The 20,724-nt window shown below is 44.7% G+C and carries 22 protein-coding genes; 12 read left to right on the top strand and 10 right to left on the bottom strand.

What is annotated here, in order from left to right:
* Positions 1-418: 418 nt before the first annotated feature.
* A complete protein-coding gene (locus PATL_RS20190; protein ID WP_011576652.1) occupies positions 419-1,660 on the top strand; it encodes an EAL and HDOD domain-containing protein in 1,242 nt (413 codons plus the stop codon).
* 70 nt (positions 1,661-1,730) lie between these two features.
* On the opposite strand, the gene ftsX is transcribed toward PATL_RS20190, so the two are convergent.
* The 3 genes from ftsX to ftsY form a co-directional block, all read right to left on the bottom strand.
* On the bottom strand, positions 1,731-2,711 hold the full coding sequence (gene ftsX / locus PATL_RS20185; protein ID WP_011576651.1) for a permease-like cell division protein FtsX: 981 nt from the start codon (positions 2,709-2,711) through the stop codon (positions 1,731-1,733).
* Between the two features lie 70 nt (positions 2,712-2,781).
* Positions 2,782-3,456 (bottom strand): cell division ATP-binding protein FtsE, encoded by a 675-nt coding sequence (gene ftsE, locus PATL_RS20180; RefSeq protein ID WP_011576650.1) that lies wholly within the window; start codon positions 3,454-3,456, stop codon positions 2,782-2,784.
* Between the two features lie 71 nt (positions 3,457-3,527).
* Positions 3,528-4,985, bottom strand: a complete 1,458-nt coding sequence (gene ftsY / locus PATL_RS20175) for a signal recognition particle-docking protein FtsY (protein WP_011576649.1) — start codon at positions 4,983-4,985, stop codon at positions 3,528-3,530.
* An 84-nt stretch (positions 4,986-5,069) separates the two neighbouring features.
* Here ftsY and rsmD point away from each other — a divergent pair, with 84 nt between their 5' ends.
* A complete protein-coding gene (gene rsmD, locus PATL_RS20170; RefSeq protein WP_011576648.1) occupies positions 5,070-5,654 on the top strand; it encodes a 16S rRNA (guanine(966)-N(2))-methyltransferase RsmD in 585 nt (194 codons plus the stop codon).
* A 46-nt stretch (positions 5,655-5,700) separates the two neighbouring features.
* On the opposite strand, the gene PATL_RS20165 is transcribed toward rsmD, so the two are convergent.
* Positions 5,701-6,291 carry a YjaG family protein gene (locus PATL_RS20165; protein WP_011576647.1) on the bottom strand — a complete coding sequence of 197 codons (591 nt, stop codon included), beginning with the start codon at positions 6,289-6,291 and terminating at the stop codon, positions 5,701-5,703.
* A gap of 22 nt (positions 6,292-6,313) precedes the next feature.
* Positions 6,314-6,904, bottom strand: a complete 591-nt coding sequence (locus PATL_RS20160; protein ID WP_006992952.1) for a YhgN family NAAT transporter — start codon at positions 6,902-6,904, stop codon at positions 6,314-6,316.
* Positions 6,905-7,133: 229 nt separating this feature from the next.
* On the opposite strand from PATL_RS20160, the gene PATL_RS20155 reads away from it, so the two are divergent.
* Positions 7,134-7,316 carry a hypothetical protein gene (locus PATL_RS20155; RefSeq protein WP_011576646.1) on the top strand — a complete coding sequence of 61 codons (183 nt, stop codon included), beginning with the start codon at positions 7,134-7,136 and terminating at the stop codon, positions 7,314-7,316.
* A gap of 99 nt (positions 7,317-7,415) precedes the next feature.
* Here PATL_RS20155 and pepB read toward each other — a convergent pair whose 3' ends face one another.
* Entirely contained in the window at positions 7,416-8,699 is a 1,284-nt protein-coding gene (gene pepB / locus PATL_RS20150) for an aminopeptidase PepB (protein WP_011576645.1), read from the bottom strand.
* A 67-nt stretch (positions 8,700-8,766) separates the two neighbouring features.
* Between pepB and sfsA the strand changes: the two genes are divergently transcribed.
* The 7 genes from sfsA to panC all read left to right on the top strand — a co-directional run bounded on the left by sfsA (position 8,767) and on the right by panC (position 14,752).
* Positions 8,767-9,471, top strand: coding sequence for a DNA/RNA nuclease SfsA (gene sfsA / locus PATL_RS20145; protein WP_011576644.1), 705 nt, complete (start codon positions 8,767-8,769; stop codon positions 9,469-9,471).
* A gap of 166 nt (positions 9,472-9,637) precedes the next feature.
* On the top strand, positions 9,638-10,087 hold the full coding sequence (gene dksA / locus PATL_RS20140) for an RNA polymerase-binding protein DksA (protein WP_011576643.1): 450 nt from the start codon (positions 9,638-9,640) through the stop codon (positions 10,085-10,087).
* A gap of 64 nt (positions 10,088-10,151) precedes the next feature.
* Positions 10,152-11,069 (top strand): tRNA glutamyl-Q(34) synthetase GluQRS, encoded by a 918-nt coding sequence (gluQRS, locus tag PATL_RS20135; protein ID WP_011576642.1) that lies wholly within the window; start codon positions 10,152-10,154, stop codon positions 11,067-11,069.
* 150 nt (positions 11,070-11,219) lie between these two features.
* Positions 11,220-12,524 (top strand): polynucleotide adenylyltransferase PcnB, encoded by a 1,305-nt coding sequence (pcnB, locus tag PATL_RS20130; protein ID WP_041714120.1) that lies wholly within the window; start codon positions 11,220-11,222, stop codon positions 12,522-12,524.
* A complete protein-coding gene (gene folK / locus PATL_RS20125) occupies positions 12,521-13,009 on the top strand; it encodes a 2-amino-4-hydroxy-6-hydroxymethyldihydropteridine diphosphokinase (protein ID WP_011576640.1) in 489 nt (162 codons plus the stop codon). The genes pcnB and folK overlap by 4 nt, the downstream gene beginning before the upstream one ends.
* Positions 13,010-13,095: 86 nt before the next feature.
* Positions 13,096-13,893 (top strand): 3-methyl-2-oxobutanoate hydroxymethyltransferase, encoded by a 798-nt coding sequence (gene panB, locus PATL_RS20120; protein ID WP_011576639.1) that lies wholly within the window; start codon positions 13,096-13,098, stop codon positions 13,891-13,893.
* 7 nt (positions 13,894-13,900) lie between these two features.
* Positions 13,901-14,752 (top strand): pantoate--beta-alanine ligase, encoded by an 852-nt coding sequence (panC, locus tag PATL_RS20115; RefSeq protein ID WP_011576638.1) that lies wholly within the window; start codon positions 13,901-13,903, stop codon positions 14,750-14,752.
* An 81-nt stretch (positions 14,753-14,833) separates the two neighbouring features.
* Here panC and panP read toward each other — a convergent pair whose 3' ends face one another.
* Positions 14,834-16,444 (bottom strand): pyridoxal-dependent aspartate 1-decarboxylase PanP, encoded by a 1,611-nt coding sequence (gene panP / locus PATL_RS20110; RefSeq protein ID WP_011576637.1) that lies wholly within the window; start codon positions 16,442-16,444, stop codon positions 14,834-14,836.
* Positions 16,445-16,676: 232 nt separating this feature from the next.
* Here panP and PATL_RS20105 point away from each other — a divergent pair, with 232 nt between their 5' ends.
* Entirely contained in the window at positions 16,677-17,390 is a 714-nt protein-coding gene (locus tag PATL_RS20105; protein WP_232283264.1) for an EAL domain-containing protein, read from the top strand.
* A gap of 45 nt (positions 17,391-17,435) precedes the next feature.
* Here PATL_RS20105 and PATL_RS20100 read toward each other — a convergent pair whose 3' ends face one another.
* The 3 genes from PATL_RS20100 to PATL_RS20090 are packed head-to-tail and all read right to left on the bottom strand — an operon-like array spanning position 17,436 to position 19,850.
* Positions 17,436-18,113: a tRNA (guanine(46)-N(7))-methyltransferase TrmB gene (locus tag PATL_RS20100; RefSeq protein WP_011576635.1), complete on the bottom strand. Its 678-nt coding sequence runs from the start codon at positions 18,111-18,113 to the stop codon at positions 17,436-17,438.
* A gap of 14 nt (positions 18,114-18,127) precedes the next feature.
* Positions 18,128-18,898: an ABC transporter permease gene (locus PATL_RS20095; protein WP_006992965.1), complete on the bottom strand. Its 771-nt coding sequence runs from the start codon at positions 18,896-18,898 to the stop codon at positions 18,128-18,130.
* Positions 18,891-19,850 (bottom strand): ABC transporter ATP-binding protein, encoded by a 960-nt coding sequence (locus PATL_RS20090; protein ID WP_011576634.1) that lies wholly within the window; start codon positions 19,848-19,850, stop codon positions 18,891-18,893. The genes PATL_RS20095 and PATL_RS20090 overlap by 8 nt, the downstream gene beginning before the upstream one ends.
* Positions 19,851-20,126: 276 nt before the next feature.
* Here PATL_RS20090 and PATL_RS20085 point away from each other — a divergent pair, with 276 nt between their 5' ends.
* The gene (locus PATL_RS20085) at positions 20,127-20,717 is read left to right on the top strand and encodes a carboxymuconolactone decarboxylase family protein (RefSeq protein WP_011576633.1); all 591 of its coding nucleotides are present in this window, start codon (positions 20,127-20,129) and stop codon (positions 20,715-20,717) included.
* Positions 20,718-20,724: the final 7 nt, after the last annotated feature.

Below are 20,724 nucleotides of genomic sequence, written 5' to 3'. Positions count from 1 at the left end.
TGTAGCGGCTGATCTATCAGTAAGATATTATACAAATATAAGCTCTAGTTGATCGAGATCAATTGAAAAGTTATTAAAGCGCTACTTTTGGGGGTTGCTCGAATATCATGAACAACGAATGATGCCACCATAATAACAGTTACCATTGTACGCAAGCACTATCTTTGCAATATTAATATTCTATTACATATGCTGGAAGTTCTTCACGTATCACGAGCAAAATTGATCTTATTTGTTTTATGGATGTAAAAACAACGATTTGTCTTATTTACAAGGTTTAATTTTGTCTGTTAGTCTGACTTTGTTCAACAAAAAAGACGAAAGTACATCTACGTACTAAAAATTTATTTGCAGCGCTTCCCGTGCGTTGCGTCTTTAAGCTTAATGACCTTACTCAAACGATTTCATAGGGATGTAAATGTTCGCCTTTATTGCTCGCCAGCCTATCTTAGATCGCCAACGTGATGTGTTTGCCTACGAGTTACTCTTTCGTGACGGTAAGAACAATTGCTATCCAGATACGGCAAGAGACGAACGTACCGAAAAGCTGATTGCTAAGCATTATCTTACCCTCGGATTAGACGAGATCTCTTGCAATAAAAAATCATTTATTAACTTTCAAAAAGAAACCTTAATCAATGGTTTACCCTCTGTTCTAGATCCCTCCAACGTCGTAGTTGAATTATCCGATGCTGTATTGCCACACGGCACCTTGCTAGAAGTCTGCCAGCAAGTGAAGAGCTCAGGTTTTACTATCGCTTTGGACGATCATAACTTGGATCCCAAATGGAATGATTTTCTGCCATTTGTTGACATCGTTAAAGTGAATGTGATGCAAAGCGATTACGATGGTGTGGCGAAGAGTATGCCCAGGTTATTAGATGCCAATGTAAAGTTGGTGGCTGAACAGATTGATAGCCAGCAAGATTTCGAAATATATCGAGATATGGGGTTTGATTACTTCCAAGGTTACTTTTTTGCTAAGCCTGAGGCGATTAAGCAACAAAATTTACCCACCTCTAAGTTAACGTTAGTGGAACTTATGGGTGTCAGCTCTAGCGAAACCTTTGACATCGAGCGTGTGAATTCTGTTATTGAGCATGATGTTGGCTTGTCTTATATGTTGTTGCGCTTTGTCAACAACCCTATGGTGAATAAGCGCTACAGGATCACGTCATTGCGCCACGCAATAACTTATATGGGTGAAGTCGAGCTTAAGAAGTTCGTGGCCCTGTTAGCGTTGGCCAATCTAAATGATGATAAGCCGATTGAGTTGCTGCACTTGTCGCTTGTAAGGGCGAAATTTTGCGACTTAGTTGCCCGAGAAGCCAAAAAAGGGGATAACCCACCAGTGGGCTTTTTGGTTGGCTTGTTCTCTTTGCTTGATGCAATACTAGACCAAGATATGGGCACACTGCTGAATCAGTTACCCATTGATGATGAAGTGAAATTTGCTCTAAGCGGTGGCCAGAACGACTTGTCTATTTATTTAGTTCTGGCGAGGGCGTTTGAAAGTGCGAATTGGTTGAAAGTGATACGTATCGCTGGGTTATTGAAAATTGACCAGAAACGTCTGCACAGTATGTTTAATGAAGCCATTATGTGGGGGAACGGTCTACGTCAGTCTGTTTCACCACACTTTCCAGAATCAAGAGCGTAAACGCTGGCCGATAGAAGGTATTCGTACTAAACGCAGTGGGTGAGACCTCTCTAGTACGCCTAAGACAGCTTCACTTTGGCTCGATAGCACTCACATGTCGTTTTACTGAAATCATCGAGCCAACTAGCCCTAGCAGCACAGAAGTTGACAGCATAATAAGCAAGGTGCTGAAGTCGACACCGGTAATATTGAATTGCTTTTGATAGAGGGCGCTCACTGCCTCAACGCTGGCGCTCATCCACCACAATAAGCCAACTACCGTAAACCACGCTAATAGGCCGCCTAATAAACCATACCAGAAGCCAGTGTACATAAAGGGGCGTTGTATAAAGGCATCGGTTGCACCCACTAATTTCATCACTAGTATTTCATCTTTTTTGCTTAGGATGTTGAGCCTGATGGTATTACCAATAATCAAAATAACTGCCAAAAATAGCAGTAGCGCAATGATCGTCACTAACTCTTTGGCTACTGTTAAGAGTGCATCTAAGCGCTGTAACCACTCCAGATCCAGTTTTCCTATGTCGACTTCGCGCTCTTTGCGCAGCTTATCAAGCAACAGACGCGCCGCTACAGGGCCAGCATGTTTCTCGCTAGGCGCCACAAGCACAACTGGTGGTAATGGGTTTTTATCTAAATACGCGATAGCATCGCCGAATCCTGACAACGCTTTAAACTCATTTAGCGCGTCATCCGCAGGGATGTAAGTCACCTTACTCACTTCAGGCCAAGAATTTATACGGGTCAGAAGTTGGTCTATGTGTTGTTTTGATGTTTCAGCTTTTAGAAATAAGGATATTTCAGAGGCTTGATCCCATCCCGAACTCACTTGTTCAATATTTTTCACTAGGATATATAAGGTGCTAGGCAGTGTGATGCTCAACCCCAACACGCCTATGGTCATCAGTGAAGCCGCGCCAGAGCGCCACAATTCCCCCAAACTGCCTAATGCTTGGCGAACATGACTGAGAAAAAACATTTGAATGCGTTGAATGATAGAAACCTGACTTAGCTGGGCGCCCTGGGCTCGCCCTTTAAATAATAAACTCATTCTTCAAACTCACTTATGCATGTGTCGCTAGGCATTACAGAACCAGACTGTTGTTGTTTCTGCGTTTTTGTTAAAAATCTTGGGATAGACCGTCGGTGATCATTTGCCCATTTTTGAGGGTCAGAGTTCGATATTTCATGCGCGCGATCAAGCCCAAGTCGTGGGTTGCGATAAACACGGATACGCCCGCCTGGTTGAAGTCTTCGAACAATCGAATAATTTCCATGGACAACTTCGGATCTAAATTACCCGTGGGCTCATCAGCCAACAATAGTGGCGGCTTATTCACAACTGCGCGAGCAATGCCTACGCGTTGTTGCTCACCGCCTGATAGCATAATGGGAAGATTTTTTGCTTTGTCTCTAAGGCCAACCATTTCAAGCGCCGCATGCACTCGTTTGGTGGTTTCTTTGTGTGAATAACCCTCAATAATGAGTGGCAGTGCGACATTGTCGAATACGCTTTTGTCCATCAATAGCTGATGGCTTTGAAAAATCATGCCTATGTCACGACGAATATAGGCGATTTGGCGACGACTAATACTATTTAAGTCATGCCCATTAATTAATACCTGACCCACAGTGGGGCGTTCCATCAAACTGATTAATTTCAGCAAGGTACTTTTACCGGCACCTGAATGACCCGTTAAAAACGCCATTTCTCCGGGCTCTACATGAAAATCTACCTTGCGCAGCGCTTGTTGCCCGCCAGGGTAGGTTTTACTTACTTGCTGAAATTTGATCATTGAATCACTCTTCGCTTAATCAGGCTGTTAGCGGCATCGTTTGTTTTTGCAAACTCTGCTTAAGTCTCGTTTTAGGTCGTGCTTTCAGCGCTATTTTCAACGCCGTTTTCAGCGAAGAGTGCCTCAACAAATTCATCACTGGCAAATGGGCGTAAATCGTCGATGCCTTCACCTACACCGATATAACGAATAGGGATTTTAAATTGATCCGCTAAAGCAAAAATCACCCCACCTTTTGCGGTGCCATCTAGCTTGGTTAATGTGATTCCAGTTAGTCCAACCGCTTGGTTGAATAACTTGGTTTGGCTGACGGCATTCTGGCCTGTGGCCGCATCGAGTGTCAGCATAACTTCATGAGGCGCATTTGGGTTAATTTTGCGCATCACCCGTACCACTTTTTTCAGCTCTTCCATTAAGTGATCTTTATTTTGCAATCGCCCCGCGGTATCGGCGATTAGCACATCCACATTACGCGCTTTGGCAGACTCTAATGCATCGTAAATAACAGATGCGCTGTCTGAACCGGTTTTCTGCGCTATCACAGGAATGTTATTACGCTCACCCCATACTTGCAGTTGTTCAACTGCTGCGGCTCTGAATGTATCACCGGCAGCCAACATGACTTTTTTGCCTTGAGATTGGAACTGTTTCGCCATTTTACCGATGGTGGTTGTTTTACCTACGCCGTTTACTCCCACCATTAAGATAACAAACGGGCCATCTTCGCTTTTCGGTTCAAGAGGCTGGCTGACTTCTTGTAATATGTTGCTCATTTGCTGTTTCAGCAATTGATACAACGCCTCACCGTCTTTTAGCTGATTGCGTTTAGCGCTGTCTGTTAGCCTAGAGATAATTTTGCTGGTGGTATCGATTCCTACATCGGCGACCAACAATTGAGTTTCTAATTCTTCGAATAAATCATCATCGATGGCTTTACCGCGAAACAGGCTAATAAAGCCGCTGCCGAGGTTCTCTTTCGTGCGTGAGAGGCTTTGTCTTAACTTGGCAAACAGCCCCATTTTGACTGGTTTTTCAGGTTCTTCTTCAGGCTTCGCCTTTGACTCTGGCACCAGCTCAGGCTGGGATTCTAGCTCATGTTCAACAACAGGTTGAAGATCTGCCTCAGACATTTCTGTCGTGGCCTCAAATACTTCGGACGGTTCAGTTGATGCAGCAACTGACACAGGCTCCACGTTGCTGGTGATAGCGTCTTCACTGGCGTCAATAACCGAGGCTGGGGTTTCAACTTGAATAATGTTTTGGTCGTGCTCAGTATCAGCACGCTCTTCCAAGGTATGTTCAACTTCCACTGCAGGTTGCCCGTGAGAAGGGCTTTCTACTTCGGTGGCAGCATGATCATCAATTTTTTGCAGTTTTGCTTGCTCATTCGCTTGCTCAAGAAGGCGCTCATCGCTGTTATCGTCGATTTGTGATTGTGCCTCTTGGGCTTCTTCTGGTGTGCTCTTTGGGGGATTTTGTGGCTCTGACTTAGGCTTGTCTTTTTTGAGCCAACCGAAAAACTTGGACATATTAGATAGAAATCCTTGGAAAATCGTTGAATTAATTGAGTACACTTACGTATCTTTGCAGCAATGATAACATTCCTACTATAAATGAAGCGAGACGTAAAAAAGACTCAAGCCACCAATGGTGCAATTCGTATTATCAGCGGACAATGGCGCGGGCGAAAATTGCCTGTTATGGACGTTCAAGGGCTGCGCCCCACAACAGACAGAAACAAAGAAACATTGTTCAACTGGTTAATGGCGCATACCCAAGATAGTCATTGCTTAGATGCATTTGCAGGCAGCGGTGGCCTAGGTTTCGAAGCGCTTTCTCGGTATGCCAAGCGTGTGACGTTTATTGAGTTAGACAAAAAAGTCGCTAGAAGTTTGCAGCAAAATCTCGACACGCTCAAAGCATCTAGGGAGAGTGCACAGGTGCTCTGCGGCGATTCCCTAGGTTACCTGAGTCAGCTAAACGACAAATTTGATTTGATTTTTTTAGACCCACCTTTTAACAAAAATCTAATTCCTAAAGCGATCGATGGTATCGAGCAGAACAGTTTGTTGGCCAATGAGGGCTTGGTTTATATCGAATGCGAAACGCAAAATGCTCAGTACAAAGTGCCGCCTAGTTGGCGCTTATTGAAAGAAAATCAGACTAGCCAAGTTACTGCGAAACTGTATCAAGGCTAGTACTTTAGATAATTTTTTTGGGACATTTACAACCTTAAAGAACCTACTATGGGGTAATATCAATGCCGATATTACTCATGCCTTCACCAATAGCGATGTCTTTAAGGGCTTTACAGGTATCGCCATTTTTTGGGCTGTTGGCCAAAAATGTAAGTAATTCTTGTTGGATTTCAATTTCCCATTGCATCAGAGGGTGTTGCTTTATCTCTTCGACACTTATTTCTGCTTCAGAAGTTGCTTCAACAAAAGCTTCTACCGTGCCTTGAGCAAGTTTGCTGACCACAACGGCGCCTTGCAGGTCTTCTTCCATTAATAGCAGAATAAGCGCTGACATTGACATAGCGGTATCAATGGCAGGATATACCCCAATACTGTCGTAATCGTTTGGGTCAGGCACGCTTGCTTCAACTTTTTCAAGTTGTGCGGCAAAATTGATTTTGGTTTTGGGGTGAGCGAGCCATTCCCAAATCACGTTCAAACTGTTGCGGTATGGACTTGGGTCGGCAAATTCAGTGGCTTCGCAAAAAAGCTGGTAGTTGGGTAGCATGCGTTCTAGTAATGCTGCTGAGAAAGCAACAGATTGCCACGTTTCTAAATCTCTAACTTGTTGGAAAATAGTTAGTTTATTGTCTTTCATTTTTACCTCTTTGATTCGCCGATTACACCAGCGAATAGAATTTTCCGATGCCATCTAGCAGCATTTGAATTGAAATCATAATTAAGATCATGCCCATCAAACGCTCAATAGCGATAAGTCCGCGCTCGCCCAATACGCGATGGAATACACTCGAAAACATCAATATCACCGCACTGACGGACCAAGCAGCTAAAAGTGCTAAAGACCAATCCAGCATGCGGCTGTGATCTTGATTGGCCAACAAAATTAAGGCTGCGAGAATGGACGGTCCAGCGACCATAGGAATGGCTAAAGGGACAATAAAAGGCTCTTCACCTGCCGGCAGTCCTGTTACCCCACCTGGTTGAGGGAATATCATTTTCAAGGCAATCAAAAATAAAATAATACCACCAGCGATGCTCACCGTTTCTTGTTTGACGCTTAGAAAATCTAATACAGCCTGACCGCTGAATAAAAATCCCAACATGATCAACAGCGAAAAAATCAATTCGCGGATCAAAACGATACGGCGTCGCTTGGGCTCAATCGTTTTTAGCACAGACATGAACACAGGAAGGTTACCTAGTGGGTCCATAATCAAAAATAATGTAATGGCCGCAGACCAAGTATCCATAATGCTACTCTATTGGTAGGTAATTTCACAAAGGGGTGATAGCGCAAGTGTATAACAACTATGCTGCTCAGCCCATCTGATTGAAAGATTTATCTATTTTTATTATTTTAAGTTGCCAAAGATCAACAGCTCAAGGGTAAATTCTTTGCTATGGTTGACTAACAGAACTTTGCTAACGAAAAGTACCCATGCCAGTATTTGGCGTTTTAATTGAAAGAAGGATCAAAAAATGAGTGTGATGACAGTGGATGAAGTAGCGAATTTTTTGGGCGTCGAAGTGATACGTGTTGAGCGGCTAGAGCGTGAAAGTTTGTTGATTGCCGTTGATAAAGACGAACAGGGAAAACCGCTGTTTAATTCTGCCGACGTAGAGAAATACAAAGTGTTGGCTGAGCGCTTAGGTGGGCTGTGAACGTCTTGATATCTAAAGTGCTATTTCAGTAACCTTAGGTACGACCAGCGTACCTAAGTCTGTTTTGCATCTGCTGATAAAGTCTAAAAATAAGGGCGATTATTCAGACAATAGTGCTTTGGCTATGGTTCTAATACCCAAGCCAGACGCGCCAGCGGGTGTGTAAGCATCAGCGCTGTCATTAAATGCGGCGGCTAAATCCATATGTAACCAACCTTGTCCCTTATTACCCACAAACCGAGACAAAAATCCCGCCGCGTTTGATGCGCCGCCCGCGCCCCCCCCTTTTTGAGCACGGCTATTGGCAGTATCTGCATAATTTGATGGACACTTTTCTTGATGCCATAGCTCAAGAGGCAAAGGCCAAGCGGGTTCATTTTCCTCACTGGCGTAACCTAGCACGCGTTGCATCAAGTTTTTATCCAAGGCAAATAGCGCATTGTAATCACGACCTAACGCAGCACTTGCAGCACCAGTTAAGGTTGCAGCATCAATAATCAAGGGGGCCTGAGTTTCACTGGCCGCCATCAGACCGTCAGCTAGCACTAATCGACCTTCTGCATCGGTATTGACGATTTCTACTGTGGTACCATTTTTATAGGTGATGATGTCGCCTAATTTATAAGCGTGACCGCTTATAAGGTTCTCAGCACAGCACAAATATAGTTTCACTCGTTTGTTTAGACCTTGCATAATCGCTAAGCCTAAGCCGCCTGTTACCATAGCCGCCCCGCCCATATCACATTTCATGTGCAGCATACCTTCACTGCTTTTAATGCTATAACCGCCGCTGTCAAAGGTGATGCCTTTGCCAACCAACGCAGCACTAACAGGCGCAAGAGGATCGTCAGTAGGGTTGAAATCTACTTCAAGCATGACCGGCGGACGCTGGCTACCTCGGCCAACATTGTACAAACCATACCATTGTTGCTCGACAAGTTCTTCGCCCACCCATTGTTTTGCAGTGACGTGACTTGGACTTAGGCTGGTTAGCCACTCAACACTGGTGCTCGCTAGCTTTTCAGGGGAGAGGTCTTCAGGGGTGGCATTTGTTTGATTACGGGTAAAAACCAAGGCTTGGTAGCGCTGCGTTAGCGTGTCGCTATTCTCGTCATCAACCCATTGAATATGGTGTTGTTTTTTGGTGTTCGTGAAACTGTAAGCAAACGCCCATTGCTGTTCGATATGCCACTTACCGCATAAAGTCACGAAATCTAAATTTAAACCGTCTAAAATGCGCGCTGCCCGGCGAATGGTTCGGTTTTGAGGATCATCTGATAATAAATGGATTGTAGCGCTTTCATTGTCGAACGAGAGTACAGCGTTTTTACCCCAGTGGGCAGGTGCTGGCGCGTTAGACAGTTGGATAGAAAGTCGAGACATAAAACACTCCTAAGAAAAGTAAGCCGATATCATAACAACTTTGTAACGATAAACAGTATGGTGATGAATGCAATTTTATAACAGTTTGATTGAAGGGATATTGGTTAAACGTTACAAACGATTTTTAACCGACGTTACGTTGTTAAACGGTGAAGAGGTCGTTGCGCACTGTCCTAACACCGGAGCAATGATCGGATGTGCTGAACCCGGGATGCAGGTTTGGCTCTCCCCAAGTAATAACCCTAAGCGCAAACTGGGCTATACTTGGGAGTTAGGAGTAACGCATCAAGGCCATTGGATTGGCATCAATACCAATAACGCAAACAAAATAGTTGCAGAGGCATTGGCAACACACGCTATTCAAGAGTTGCAGGGATATGAAACCGTTCGTCCTGAAGTGCGTTTTGGGCATGAAAACAGCAGAATTGATTTTCTTCTAAGTAGTAGCGATAAGAAAGATTGCTATGTTGAAGTCAAATCGGTGACCTTATTGGAAGAGGGGCAGGGGTACTTTCCGGACGCGAAAACGGTACGCGGTCAAAAGCATTTGCGTGAGCTTGCCGCTATGGTCGAACAGGGGTATCGCGCTGTTTTACTCTTTTGTGTGCAGCACAGTGGCATTCAAAGCGTTAAAATTGCAGAACATATTGATCCAAAATATGCGCAAATGTTTAAGCATGCTGTTGACGTTGGGGTAGAAGTGTTAGCTTACTCGTGTGCGATTAACGAACAAAATATTACGCTAAATCAACGACTACCCATGATTGTATGAAAATATAAGTTGCTTTTTTCGCCGACATCGCCATATTGCCCGTCGGAATTTGGTTTTTAGCATGAATAGCAGGTCAGTGCGTGGAATTGCCAGCGGTATTTCTTTCTGTTATACATACCCGCTTGCACAAAACCGTCCTGTGCTCGTAGTTAAGGAGAATTGGCTGATGCCAACAGGAAATACGAATAAAACACTCGGATTATTAGCCCTAGCTGGTCTTACTCCCTATCAGGAGAAAGCAGGCGAGGAATACATGAATGAAAAACAAATGGAGCATTTCCGTTTGTTGCTAAAAGCATGGCGCGACCAATTACGCCAAGAAGTAGATCGTACCGTGCATCATATGCAAGACGAAGCGGCTAACTTCCCTGACCCAGTCGATCGGGCAGCACAGGAAGAAGAGTTCAGTATTGAACTTAGAACCCGTGACCGTGAGCGCAAATTGATCAAAAAAATCGAGAAAACCCTTAAGCGTATCGAAGAAGACGATTTTGGCTTCTGTGATACCTGTGGTATCGAAATTGGTGTTAGGCGTTTAGAAGCCCGTCCTACCGCTGATATGTGTATCGATTGTAAGACCCTAGCTGAAATTAAAGAAAAGCAGCTACAAGGTTAATACTGATAAATAAAGAAAAGCTGCTCAATGCAGCTTTTTTTATGTTTACACGTTACTTAGGTTAATGAATTTACCTTTCGTTGCACAGCGCCTTAATCAAGATACCTCTTATGTAGGTCGGTTTGCGCCATCCCCCTCTGGACCATTGCATTTAGGTTCCCTCGTGGCTGCTTTAGGCAGTTATATACGTGCGCGGCAAATGGACGGGAAATGGTTGTTACGCATAGAAGATATTGATCCCCCACGAGCGCTCGCTGGTGCAGATGATCTTATAAAAGAGTCACTCGTTCGTCACGGGTTGTTATGGGACGACGAAGTGACTTATCAACATGACAGTCACGAACGATATGAGCAAGCACTGAATTGGCTGCAGGCAAATGGTCATAGTTATTGTTGCCAATGTAATAGAAAGCAACGACTTGCCAACCCTAAAGGGCAATCTTGCCCCTGCGCGCAGTTAGCCTTGGCAAAAGATGAATGTGCCACTGTCCTGAGGAATACCTTGGGGGGGCAGCATATTCAAGATTTAGCATTAGGGGCGGTTTCGTTTGCAAAAGGTGCCTGTGATGATTTTATCTTGCGCCGTAAAGATGGGTTATATGCCTATCAACTAGCTGTGGTCGTGGATGATATATACGCTGGTGTGACCGAAGTAGTGCGAGGTGCAGATATTCTGCCCTCTACCGCATATCAGCTAGCTTTATATCAACTGTTTGACCAACCACCCCCCGTATACCTGCATTTACCACTTGTGATGGGAGATAACGGTCAAAAACTGAGTAAGCAAAACCATGCCCCAGGGTTAAATGATGCTGTTGCCAATAGCAATTTATGCAGGGCTCTTGAGGTCTTAGGTTTGCCGGTTCCTAGGGCGCTGAATAATGCCACGGTGAACGATATTTTAGAATTCGCACTGAACAACTGGCACATAGCACTTATCGCAAACGATGCGAGTGCGTTTGACAATAGAATTGACGCGTAAGACAGGTTATGATCCCACGCGTTAAAAAACCTGTTTTGGGTAATCCTTTATATTGGAGCTGAACTTATTATTTCTCGCGTAATCAACAAGGTTAAAGAGGCGTTTAAAAGTACGCCGAGCACAGCTAAAACCACTCTTGTTGCCAACATTATTCCCCGTGCTGAACATCCGGTATCCCGCAGTGACATTAGCGATAACGCGCTAAAGGTGCTGTACCGTCTGCATAATAACGGTTATCAAGCTTTTTTAGTTGGCGGCTGTGTGCGCGATATTCTATTGGGTAAAAAACCCAAAGATTTTGACGTCACTACAGACGCGACCCCTGAACAGGTCAAAGAATTGTTCAGAAACTGCCGCCTAATTGGCCGTCGGTTTCGTTTAGCGCACGTGGTGTTTGGTCGAGAAGTTATCGAAGTTGCCACTTTTCGTGGTCATCACCCTGTTGAAGACGAAAATGCCAAAGAGCAGAATTTGAGCAAGCAAAGCGATCATGGACAGTTACTTCGTGACAACGTGTTTGGCAGCATAGAAGAAGACGCAGAGCGTCGTGACTTCACCGTTAATGCGATGTATTACAACATCGCTGATTACAGTATTCATGATTTTGCCAACGGCATGGAAGCGGTTAAAAAGCGTCAAATCACTATGATTGGCGACCCTGCTACTCGTTACCGTGAAGATCCGGTGCGTATGTTACGTGCGGTGCGTTTTGCTGTGAAATTGGGTATGAAAATAAGCCCTGAAACCGCCAAGCCGATGTACGAACTCGCTCCATTAATGGCGAATATTCCTCCAGCGCGTTTGTTTGAAGAAGTACTAAAGCTACTGTTATCGGGCCAAGGACTAGAAACCTACAAGTTACTCAATGAATTCGGTTTATTTGAACAGTTGTTTCCTCAGCTCACCCCTTTGCTAAAATCGCAAAATAGTCGTGAACTTGCGTTTATTGAGCAAGTGCTGATGAATACGGATAACCGTATTAACTCGGATATGAAAGTGACCCCAGCGTTCATTTTTGCAGCCTTGTTATGGTACCCATTAGAAGAGCGTTGTCAGCAACATATGGTGGAAGGTGGCCTAAACCACTTTGACGCGTTTAATTTAGCCTTGAGTGATGTTCTGCACCGTCAAATTCAACGCATTATGATCCCCAAACGTTTTACCATCACAGTGCGCGAGATTTGGCAGTTGCAACAACGTCTTCCTAAGCGATACGGACGCAGAGCGTTTCAAATGCTTGAACACCCTAAATTTAGGGCTGCCTATGATTTCTTGCTTATTCGTGGGCAGATCGAAGGCGGTGAGCTACTCACGTTAGCTCAGTGGTGGACAGATTTTCAAAACGTTAACCCTGAGCAGCGCCAAGGGATGTTAAAAACGCTACGCGAGAAAGAAGGCGGCGGTGCACCTAAGCGCAGAAGCCGCTACAGAGGCAAGAAGAAAGCCGCCCAATGAGCCAAGTTTATGTTGGGCTAGGGAGCAATTTGGCCCAGCCTCAACAACAAATAAGCCAAGCATTACGGGCAATTGAGTTATTGCCTGCTTCACATATATCGGCCACCTCGAGCTTGTATATCAGTCGCCCTATGGGACCACAAGACCAACCTAGCTATGTTAATGCGGTGGTTGAAGTGCAAACAAAAATGCAAGCTGTCGAATTTCTCCATTGCTTACAAAAAATTGAGCTTGAGCATGGTCGGGTGCGTAAAGCAGAGCGTTGGGGGCCGCGTACTTTAGATTTAGATATTCTTATTTTTGGTACTCAAATTATTGATTCAGTTGAACTTACTGTGCCACATTACGGTATGAAAGAGCGAGAGTTCGTTTTGTATCCTTTGCATGAAATTGCCCCCGAATTACAACTACCAAACGGCACTAAATTGACCGAATTGCTCATTAACTGCCCCCTCAATGGGTTGGAAAAATTACCCTATAAATGAGTGTGATAGAAATCCGCTAAAAAATCCGTATAGTGCCTGATTTACTCAAGCTCTATTTAGTGTTCATCGTACTGGAGTGATTCAAAATGAAAAAAGTCACAACTTCCACGTTGTTGAAAATGAAGCAACAAAGCGAAAAAATTAGTGCGCTTACCGCATATGATGCGAGCTTCTCAAAATTGTTTGATGAGCAAGGGATAGACGTACTGCTGATTGGTGACTCGTTGGGCATGGTTTTGCAAGGCTGTGACGATACATTAGGCGTCAGCATTGATGATGTGGCCTATCACACTCGGGCTGTGCGTAAAGGCGTTGAGCGCGCATTTGTTATCGCAGATATGCCGTTTATGTCTTATTCCACCCCAGAGCAAACCTACTTGAACGCGGCAAAGCTAATGGCTGCTGGTGCAAGTATGGTCAAACTTGAAGGCGGTCGCTGGTTACTTGAGAGCATTCAAGGTTTAAATGAGCGTGGTGTCCCTGTTTGCGGTCATTTAGGCTTAACACCTCAGTCAGTACACGTTTTCGGGGGCTTTAAGGTACAAGGCCGCGATGATCTGCAAGCAGAGCAAATGCTCGAACAGGCCAAAGAAATGGCAGCGGCGGGTATACAGTTGTTGGTACTTGAGTGCGTACCGACAGAACTGGCAGGTGCGATATCTCAGGCAGTTGATATTCCGGTTATAGGAATTGGCGCGGGTCCAGAAACCGACGGACAAATTTTAGTGATGCACGACATGTTTGGTATCAGCGCCAATTACATGCCAAAATTTTCAAAAAACTACCTTCAAGAGACTGGCGATATGCGCACAGCGGTGAGTCAGTATATAGAAGAAGTGAAAGACGGTTCTTTCCCGTCTGAAGCCCATAGTTTCAGTAAGTGAGTCAAGTATGCGAGTGATCAGTAATATTGCTAGCTTGCGCGATGTGCGCCGCAGCTGGCAGGCAGATTCCAAAGTGATAGCTTTTGTTCCCACCATGGGCAACTTACATCAAGGTCACCTTAATTTGGTTAAAGAAGCTAAATTAAAGGCTGATATTGTGGTGGTATCGATCTTTGTTAACCCATTGCAATTCGGACCAGATGAAGATTTAGAAGCGTACCCGCGCACATTAGAGAACGATCGTAATGTGCTTAGCGAGATGGGGGTAGATGTACTCTTTACTCCGCAAGTGAAGGATATTTACTCTCGTGGCTTGGAGCAGCAAACGTTCGTAGAAGTGCCGGGTATTTCCTATATGATTTGCGGTGCGAGTCGTCCTGGGCATTTCCGCGGTGTGGCAACGATAGTGTGTAAGCTGTTCAACATGGTTCAGCCGAATATGGCGTTCTTTGGTGAAAAAGACTTTCAGCAACTACAAGTCATTAAAGCCATGGTCACCGACCTGTCGATGAACTTAACCGTGCATGGTGTAAAGACTACTCGTGAAACTGATGGTTTGGCCATGAGCTCGCGTAACCAGTATTTAAATGTTGAGCAGCGTGCGCTTGCCCCCACTTTGTATACGCGCTTACAAGAGATGCAGCAAAAGATTGAATCGGGTCGTCGTGATTTTTCACGTATTACCAGTGAGTGCTGTGAGCAGCTTGCCGAAGCGGGCTTTAGTATCGATTACATTGAAATTCGTTCAGCCGATACGCTTTTACAGCCTGGGCATGAAGAAACTAACGTCGTTATCTTGGCAGCCGCTTTTTTAGGCCGTACCCGCTTAATCGACAATTTGCAGGTTTCGTTGGCCTAACAGCCATTACTGTCACCTTCATTAGCAAAAAGGCCGTTAGTGTGAACTAACGGCCTTTTTAGTGGGGTCCGACAAAGCCAACTAGATTACCTTTTCGGTTAACTCAGCCCAGTTTTGGCTTTTGCTGGCAATCGCGATTTGCTCATCCAGGATGTTTTGTAAATCATTTTCAGTGGTTAACGGATTTGCTAATACCACGCGAAACACTGTCATGGTTTGATCGCCGTAAGTTTGAGTTTGTAAGCGGGTACGCGACACAAAAGACTTACCCGCCTCACGTTGCTGCTTTTGTACATATACGGTGAGTTTATCGAGTTTTTCATTAAATTTTACGTTTAACGAAAAGTCGGCTTTGACCTGTTGCTGCACCTCTTGGGGATTCACTCGATAAGTAAGTAACGACAAAGTAGGGTGCGTAATCAACTCGAAATCTGGGTGAGACTGGATCATTCGAGCGAAAACTTTCGCTTTCTCGATACTTTGATCAATCAACAATTCGTAACCTTGGCGACCAAATATATGCAAAGACGCATATACCATCATGGCCATACCGTTACGCGAGCCTTCTAATGTCGTGGCTCCCAAGTCTTTTGAGCCAGCTCGTAGTATGTAGTTTGCATGGTGACGTACTGCATTGCTGTCGTTAGGATCTTTAAACAACACCATACCCGCGCCCATAGGCACATACATTTGCTTGTGCGCATCTATGGTAACTGAATCTGCGCGTTCAATTCCCTTTAGGATCTTTCTATGGGTGCTTGAGAATAACGTAGCACCGCCCCAGGCCGCGTCCACATGAAAGTGGCAACCTAACTCTTGGGCAACGTCAGCCAGTTCATCTAATGGATCTACATGGCCTGTTTCTGTGGTGCCAGCAACGCCAACTATGCTAAGAATTTTATTGCCTTGTTCTGCGTATTCTTTACCGAAGGCAAGTGCCTTTTCAGGCGACAAACGCTGTGTAGGGCAGTCTAGCGTGATGAGTTGTTCACGGCCTAACCCGAGTATATCTACAGATTTTGACAGAGAGTAATGACCGCGGCGAGATGACAAAATTGCCATTTTCTTATAGCCATAATGAGCTAAACCTGCCGCTAAGCCTTCACGGGCCACCCCTTTAAATACGCCATCGGCGGCTAAAGCTTTGTTGCGTGCAACCCACAAGGCGGTTACGTTCGCTATCGTGCCGCCAGAGCAAAATGCCCCAAGCGCGTGATTAGCGTTATGTAGATAGGTGTTATAAAAGTCACTTTTCTGGGCATACACCAGTTCATGCATCATGCCCAATACTTGACGCTCCAAAGGCGTAAAGGCTTTAGAGGTTTCAATTTTGACCAAATTTTGATTTAAGCCAACTAATAATTTAGCTAACGATAAATGAAAATAAGGTAAGGCAGAGGTCATGTGCCCGATAAACGTTGGCGAATAGGTGTTAACAGAATTAGCGACTAACTTCTCGAGTAAATTAGCGGCGTGCTCCGAGACAAACTCTGGGTGTTCAGGCACATTAAATTCAGCGAAACTTTGTTCAATTTGCTCAAGTGACGTGACCTTGGTCACCACGTGTTGAGACAAAAAATCAGCCAAGTTATCTGACAGATGCTGCTCAATTTGAGCCAATTTAGAATCTTTACCTTCGGGCATGGTAAACACTCTAAACAAATGCTCTAAACTGACTTCAGCTACGGCCACTCTTGACACCTCATATGAAAACTTTCAGGTCGCGAACTTTACATTAATTTTTCACCTAGACCAACATAAACACCGCGTTTATAAGAAGGGAAAGTCGCTTTTTAAGGACTCTTTTTACGTAACAGAGTATGTGGCAAACAGAAATAAGTAAAAATGTGTATAAAAGTTGCTCAATCCACCCTAGCCTTAGGGCGCTAACTTGCTATAGTATAAAGAAAAAATGCTGTCTATTATGAAAGTATCTCAAGTCACAGAAAGCTTTAACCTCGACAATGTCGTGCCCTTCTTCCAACCGATTATGGATTTATCCACTAATCAGGTTTGGCGCTACGAATGCTTAGCCCGTTTAATTACCTTAGGGGAGCACCCGTTTATTCCTACCGAGTTCCTGTACTTGGTTGACCGTCAGGAGAGTCGCTCTCAATTGACCGAAACGATTTTTAATCGCAGTGCGCAATATTTTCGTGAGCGTGACATCCCGTGGAATATCAATATTAGCCTAGCCGATATGCAAGACGAAGGCATTCACCGGTTTTTAAGCAATCAAGCTCAGAGCTACCCCAATCCTCAGCGGGTGGCATTAGAAGTGACAGCGCAAAACGTGTTGGCAGACACAGATACCTTTGAAACATTTTCCTTTTTATGCAAAAAGCTGGGCTTGAGCTTGTTTGTTGATAACCTAGAGCCAGATGTAGGTCAGGTAGAGCATTTACTCGCTTTACCTATCAGTGGGGTGAAAATTTCAGGCCCAGTGTTGGCAGACCTAGCCAAAAATGAAAAAGCACAAACCGTGATCAAGGCACTGTGCGAACAGGGGCGACGTAAAAATATTGACTTAGTCGCTCAACACCTTGAAAGTGAAGAACAATTAAACCTGCTTAAACATCTTAATGTGCGTTACGCCCAAGGCTTTTATTTCAGCCAACCGAAGGCGCAAGCACACTAAAGAGCGTTAGATAAATTGCAATGACAACTGTGCATCAAACCGCGATTACAACTGGCTAATCACTTGCCAACTGTGTTGGCCGCTAGCCCAATATTTGCGTTCAAATGGGGTGATAGCTTGCGCATGGTGATATTGCTTCATGTCTGCGCTAAACCCTGCTAGTTCAAGGGCCAAAGCAAATTCCTGAATGTAAATTTGCCAGTTGCTACGCACTTCAAGTTGCCCGCCCAATTTAACGATTTCTGCAAATGCTGGGCTGCCGTGCCAACGTCTTTGCACATGCGCTGCTTTAGGATAAGGATTAGGGTAGAGCAAAAAGTGTTTACTCAAACGCCATTCGGCTTTCACCGCCAAACGCCAGAAGTCATTTAGATCCGCTCTGAGTATCAAGGCATTGTCCTGTTTTAGACTGTAATACTCATGTTTGCCCACGCGCAGCGCTGACTTGTCGACCCCTATGACTTTGGCCTCTGGGTGCTGATTGGCAATGTGTGCGGTGCTTTCGCCTACACCACAGCATGCATCTAAAATCAGCGGCCCTTGCCAATCACCTAGCCAGTCTTGCGCTTGGGAAAATGCTTGTAAGGTATGTTCCGTCAATGGGCGCTGGCTGGCGTGTTGCAAGTGACGAGCAACCAAATCTGGGAGCTTTTCATGCACCCCAGTTTGATTGCTATCGATATGCCGAGAATTGCCTTCGGGCGCAGAATAGTTATGACTCACGTTTGTTATTTCACCTAGCTTCTAATGCCAACGCCGCGATTAATCAGTGAATACGCAAAACCTAGCAACACCACATTAAATACCACTAACAAACCCAATGAGTACATGTAATCCACGTCAGACACCCCTAAAAACCCATAGCGGAAGCCATTCACCATGTACACGATAGGGTTGATTTTACTGACCCATTGCCAGAATTCAGGCAACAATGTTAACGAATAAAACACCCCGCCTAAGTAGGTCAATGGCGTCAACACGAAGGTAGGTACCACGCTGATATCATCGAACGACTTAGCAAATATGGCGTTAATTAAGCCTGCGGTAGCAAACAAAATCGACGTTAATAGCAAGGTAATGATAATAATGGGAATACTGTGCAGGCTTATATCGACAAACAACATGGATACACATGTCACGATAATACCAATGAGTATCGCCCGTGCGACCCCGCCGCCCACAAAACCCGCTATGATCACCCAGTTTGGAATGGGTGCCACTAACAATTCTTCAATGTTGTGCTGAAACTTAGCACTGTAAAAAGAGGAGGATACATTTGAATATGAATTGGTGATCACTGCCATCATAATCAGCCCAGGTACAATAAACTCCATGTAGCTAAAGCCGCCCATTTGGCCGATGCGACTGCCAATTAAGTTACCGAATATCACAAAGTACAAGGACATCGTAATCGCTGGTGGCACAAGCGTTTGTATCCAAATACGCAAGAAGCGAGTGCACTCTTTTATCCATAGTGTTTGCAGCGCAATCATGGTGCGATTACCCATTCGCTAACTCCTTCTTATTTTGTTCATTATTCGCTAGCTCCGCACGGCCCGATTCAACCAAGCGTACAAACAATTCTTCCAAGCGATTCGACTTATTGCGCATGCTCAATACTTGTATTTGCTGGCTTGATAGCTGCTCAAAAACGTTGTTTAAACTTTCTTCTTTGGCCACATCCACTTCTAACGTGTGGGCATCTAATAAACGATATTCAAAGCCCGATAGTGCAATATTCTGATGCTCTCCTGCTAAATCAAAAATGAATGTTTCAATATTTAAGGTGGCAAGCAATGATTTCATACTGGTGTTTTGTACAATCACGCCCTTATCGATAATCGCGATGTTGCGGCACAACATTTCGGCTTCTTCAAGGTAGTGAGTGGTGAGTATGATGGTGATCCCTTGCTCGTTAATCTCTTTTAGGAAAGTCCACATTGAGCGGCGTATTTCGATGTCCACCCCTGCGGTAGGCTCATCTAAAATTAACATTCTAGGTTCGTGCATCAGAGCCCGTGCAATCATCAAGCGGCGCTTCATGCCACCAGATAAATTACGTGCGGGTTGATTACGTTTTTCCCATAAATCCAATTGTTTTAGGTATTTTTCGGCACGCTCTTTGGCAACGTTACGGGGTACACCATAGTAGCCGGCTTGGTTCACCACGATTTGGGTTAAGGTCTCAAATTGATTGAAGTTAAACTCTTGAGGCACCAAGCCTATGCATGATTTCGCTTCAACGGGTTGAGCGTCTAACGAGTATTCGAAAATATCTGCACTGCCACCAGTCTTGTTCACTAATGAACTGATGATACCAATGGTAGTTGATTTGCCGGCGCCGTTTGGGCCAAGTAGGGCGAAGAAGTCCCCCTGCTTTACTTCTAAATTAATCCCATTAAGGGCTCGGGTTCCACCTTTGTATACTTTGGTTAGCCCTTTGATATTCAATGCATTCATGCTTTGTTCCGCGTGGTTTACAGGATGTTGGATACTCTGTTTTTACGATGACTGCCAACTTAAAGAGACACAATGAAAAAAGCACAACGTTGTTGGCTGGATGTACTCACACCGAAAAGGATGCATTATACCATGGCGATGACTGAATAGAACATGATGGGCACTGAATAAAATGTAAGGTTTTTAGTTTGTTAGTCCCAAAAGAAGTTCGGTGTATATAAGCAGCAATGCGCACATCGAAATTAATATACCAACAATAACAAGAGAGGAAAATCCATGGCCCATATGCAGCCTTTACCCAAAGAAACCACACCTGAATTAGCAGAAGACTTCGCAATCTTTGAACAAATTTTAGGTTTTGTACCCAATAGTTTGCTAACGATGCAGCGCCGACCAGACATCGTACGCGGTTTTGGGGTGTTAACCAAAGCGGTGATGGCAAAAGACGGCACGGTTGATTTAGGTTTCAAACGTCTATTGGCACACTTTTCAAGCCGAGCTGCAGGTTGCCAATATTGTGAAGCGCACTCCTTAATAGCCGCTAAAATTCACGGTATTTCTGATGAAAAGGTCGCCGCAGTGTGGGAATACCAAACCAGCCCACTTTATTCAGATGCAGAGCGCGTGGCCCTTGATTATGCCCTTGCCGCAGGTTCAGTGCCGAACGCGGTGGATGAGCCACTTATGGCACGCATGCGAGCCTACTGGGAAGAAGATGAAATCGTCGAAATTCTAGGCGCTATTTGTTTATATGGTTTTCTAAACCGCTGGAATGATTCCATGGCCACAGATTTAGAAGCTACGCCCAAAGCGCTAGGTGAAGACGTGCTCGCCCAAGGCGGCTGGACAGGCGGCAAACACGTGTAGAAGTGCT

Origin of the sequence: Paraglaciecola sp. T6c (assembly GCF_000014225.1) — a bacterium.
GTDB lineage: Bacteria > Pseudomonadota > Gammaproteobacteria > Enterobacterales > Alteromonadaceae > Paraglaciecola > Paraglaciecola atlantica_A.
Note: the sequence above shows the minus strand (reverse complement) of the source record. Positions and strands in the feature narration are given on the sequence as shown.

Coding starts and splice junctions, on each gene's coding strand:
- PATL_RS20190 (WP_011576652.1), top strand. CDS start 419: ATGTTCGCCTTTATTGCTCGCCAGCCTATCTTAGATCGCCAACGTGAT.
- ftsX (WP_011576651.1), bottom strand. CDS start 2,711: ATGAGTTTATTATTTAAAGGGCGAGCCCAGGGCGCCCAGCTAAGTCAG.
- ftsE (WP_011576650.1), bottom strand. CDS start 3,456: ATGATCAAATTTCAGCAAGTAAGTAAAACCTACCCTGGCGGGCAACAA.
- ftsY (WP_011576649.1), bottom strand. CDS start 4,985: ATGTCCAAGTTTTTCGGTTGGCTCAAAAAAGACAAGCCTAAGTCAGAG.
- rsmD (WP_011576648.1), top strand. CDS start 5,070: ATGAAGCGAGACGTAAAAAAGACTCAAGCCACCAATGGTGCAATTCGT.
- PATL_RS20165 (WP_011576647.1), bottom strand. CDS start 6,291: ATGAAAGACAATAAACTAACTATTTTCCAACAAGTTAGAGATTTAGAA.
- PATL_RS20160 (WP_006992952.1), bottom strand. CDS start 6,904: ATGGATACTTGGTCTGCGGCCATTACATTATTTTTGATTATGGACCCA.
- PATL_RS20155 (WP_011576646.1), top strand. CDS start 7,134: ATGAGTGTGATGACAGTGGATGAAGTAGCGAATTTTTTGGGCGTCGAA.
- pepB (WP_011576645.1), bottom strand. CDS start 8,699: ATGTCTCGACTTTCTATCCAACTGTCTAACGCGCCAGCACCTGCCCAC.
- sfsA (WP_011576644.1), top strand. CDS start 8,767: ATGCAATTTTATAACAGTTTGATTGAAGGGATATTGGTTAAACGTTAC.
- dksA (WP_011576643.1), top strand. CDS start 9,638: ATGCCAACAGGAAATACGAATAAAACACTCGGATTATTAGCCCTAGCT.
- gluQRS (WP_011576642.1), top strand. CDS start 10,152: ATGAATTTACCTTTCGTTGCACAGCGCCTTAATCAAGATACCTCTTAT.
- folK (WP_011576640.1), top strand. CDS start 12,521: ATGAGCCAAGTTTATGTTGGGCTAGGGAGCAATTTGGCCCAGCCTCAA.
- panB (WP_011576639.1), top strand. CDS start 13,096: ATGAAAAAAGTCACAACTTCCACGTTGTTGAAAATGAAGCAACAAAGC.
- panC (WP_011576638.1), top strand. CDS start 13,901: ATGCGAGTGATCAGTAATATTGCTAGCTTGCGCGATGTGCGCCGCAGC.
- PATL_RS20105 (WP_232283264.1), top strand. CDS start 16,677: ATGAAAGTATCTCAAGTCACAGAAAGCTTTAACCTCGACAATGTCGTG.
- PATL_RS20095 (WP_006992965.1), bottom strand. CDS start 18,898: ATGGGTAATCGCACCATGATTGCGCTGCAAACACTATGGATAAAAGAG.
- PATL_RS20090 (WP_011576634.1), bottom strand. CDS start 19,850: ATGAATGCATTGAATATCAAAGGGCTAACCAAAGTATACAAAGGTGGA.
- PATL_RS20085 (WP_011576633.1), top strand. CDS start 20,127: ATGGCCCATATGCAGCCTTTACCCAAAGAAACCACACCTGAATTAGCA.